Genomic DNA, 2,887 nt, shown 5'->3' on the forward strand with positions numbered 1-2,887 from the left:
GTGCGAGACGTTCTCGATTAAGTAATGCGCAAGCATAAGCGACAACGAGGACTGTTCTAGATTGTAGAAACAACAAAAACAATTAAGAGCAGGATAACTGTTCAGACGAGTGGTAGGAATGATGGAGTAACGACCTGAAACTACCCCAGTGAGATTCCCAACTGCATATGCTAGGTATAGTGTGATGTAGGAAGCAGGGTAAAACATGCAGTCAAAATCCGTAGTACCCGACCGGGCAACCGAAAGCCATTCGGAATAATAAACCAAATGGAACTGATTAAGTATTGTATGCTGTCAACCGACATGGTGAGAATGTGTAAACACTGACGAACTTGCGAATGTACGCCTCGATACAGTTACGGGTCAGAAATGATTCGGGGTCTGAAAATAAGACTTGTCTAAAGGATTAGAGAAATGCCATTTTCAATAATCCTAAACGTTGTTATAGGCAACGGAGCTAGACACGGGGTATAGTGAGCACCTAAATCGGAGGTCTGCGGACCTTTAAAACAATGATAGTCTGAACGGAACGTCGAAAGCCACTAGCGTTGAGTCAATGACTCTATCGACGGATACAGCTGAATGCGAAACGGGTAACCGAGGGAAGTATTCTTAATAGTGGTGAGAGTAGTGGTACGACCTGTGAAGGTTCTGTAATGGGACTGGAGGAACAGCCACAAGCCTATTTTGTAGGAACTGAAATTTCATCTAATCTTGCATGGATTCTGGTAAGACTCAAAAGGTCACCAAATCAATATGAGAGAAGGTGATAGACCATGAATGACAACTCTAAGCCCACGCTAAAGGATAAGAAATTAAGACACAACGAATATTACGGTATTCAACCTGTCCTAGATAACTTATACCTAAAAGCAACTAAAAGAAATTCATTCAAAAGCTTAATGTCTATCATAACATCAGACGAAAACATACTTCTTGCCTTTCGTAACATCAAAGGTAACAAAGGAAGTAAAACATCAGCCTGTGATAATGTAAATATTAAGGATATTGGGAGAATGGAACAAGACTATTTCTTGAATGAAGTCAAAAAACGCTTTCAAAACTACCAGCCGCAGAAAGTAAGACGTAAAGACATACCAAAAGATAATGGGAAAATAAGACCCCTAGGAATACCTAGTATGTGGGACAGGATTATCCAACAGTGTATTCTTCAGGTCTTAGAGCCCATCTGTGAAGCACAGTTCTGTACAAGGAGTTATGGTTTTCGACCTAACAGAAGAGCAGAACATGCAATAGCAGACAGTATCAAAAAGGTGAATCAACAAAATCTTACATATGTGGTGGATGTAGATATTAAAGGATTTTTCGATGAAGTAAATCATGCTAAACTTATGCGCCAATTATGGACACTAGGTATACGTGATAAACAACTACTAGTTATCATCCGAAAAATACTAAAAGCACCAGTGCAAATGCCCGATGGTAAAACAATAGTCCCAACAAAAGGTACTCCACAAGGTGGTATTCTTAGTCCTCTACTTGCAAATGTCAATCTTAATGAATTTGACTGGTGGGTAAGCGATCAATGGGAAACGTTTAAAGCCAAAAAGGTAAAACCGAGATACAAAGATGGAATCTGGAGTAACGATAACGTAACAAATCAACTTATGATAACATCCAAAATGAAACCAATGTATATCGTAAGATACGCAGACGACTTCAAAATCTTCACAAACACACGAAGTAATGCGGAGAAAATCTTCAAAGCAAGCCAAATGTGGTTAGAAGAACGTTTGAAGCTACCCATTTCAACCGAGAAATCTAAAGTAACCAATCTGAAGAGACAAGAAAGTGAATTCCTAGGATTCACGCTCAAGGCTGCGAAGAAAGGTAAAAAGAAGAATGGTGACACACGATATATTGCGGAAACACACGTATCTCCAAAAGCACTGAGAAAGACAAAACAAGACTTAGCCAATCAAGTGAAGAAAATACAGAAAACCTCAACCTCTATCGAAACAATAAGGAGAATCGGCATATACAACAGCATGGTCATTGGCAAACATAACTATTACAAAATAGCGACACATGTCAACCTAGACTTCAGAAAAATAAGTCTAGGATTAATCCAAATGATGTACAACCGTTTCCCAAAGGTAGTAAATAGTGGTAAACGAAACACAAACGGATACACGAATATAGGAAAGTATAACGGAAAAGACAAAGGTATCAAGCCATATTTAGTTTCAAAACAAATTAGATACCTAATGAAACGTCCTATCCTACCAATCTCTTATATTCAAAACAAAAACCCGATGATGAAAAAACACGCCATTAACAAATACACCGTAGAAGGTCGAGCCTCGATACATAAAATCTTGGCAGATATAACCGAAACGGAACTAAAATGGTTAAGAGAAAATCCAGTCATAAACAAACGGGCAACCGTAGAGTACAGTGACAATCGAATTTCCCTTTATGTCTCACAAAAAGGAAAATGTAGTGTAACAGGTGAGAAACTCTTTCCTTGGGACATGCACTGTCACCATAAGAAATTGTGGAGTGAAACAAAAGATGACAGCTACAAAAACCTTACAATCATCAAACCAAGTATCCATAGACTAATACACGCAACCAAAACAGAGACCATAAACCAATTACTCAATGAACTAAAACTCAACGAGGAACAACTAGGTAAACTCAATAAGTTGCGGAAATTAGTCGAAAACAATGAAATCTGTATAGAATCACAAAGCGAAGTGGAATCAAAAAACGAACAACTAGCGTTGTTCACTTGGAACTTATCATTATTAGGTGAGACGAAAACTACAATTTAGGTAGACCGCCGTATGCCATGAAAGTGGCACGTACGGTGCGGATCGGGGGAAAAGTTGGAGATAAACTCAAAGACTTACCTATCGACAAT

1 protein-coding gene is annotated in these 2,887 nt (G+C 38.7%); it reads left to right on the forward strand.

What is annotated here, in order from left to right:
- Window positions 1-776: 776 nt before the first annotated feature.
- Window positions 777-2,798, forward strand: coding sequence for a group II intron reverse transcriptase/maturase (ltrA, locus tag ACS2CR_RS33820; RefSeq protein ID WP_153603169.1), 2,022 nt, complete (start codon window positions 777-779; stop codon window positions 2,796-2,798).
- Window positions 2,799-2,887: the final 89 nt, after the last annotated feature.

This window comes from Bacillus cereus group sp. BceL291 (assembly GCF_051776705.1).
Taxonomy (GTDB): domain Bacteria; phylum Bacillota; class Bacilli; order Bacillales; family Bacillaceae_G; genus Bacillus_A; species Bacillus_A cereus.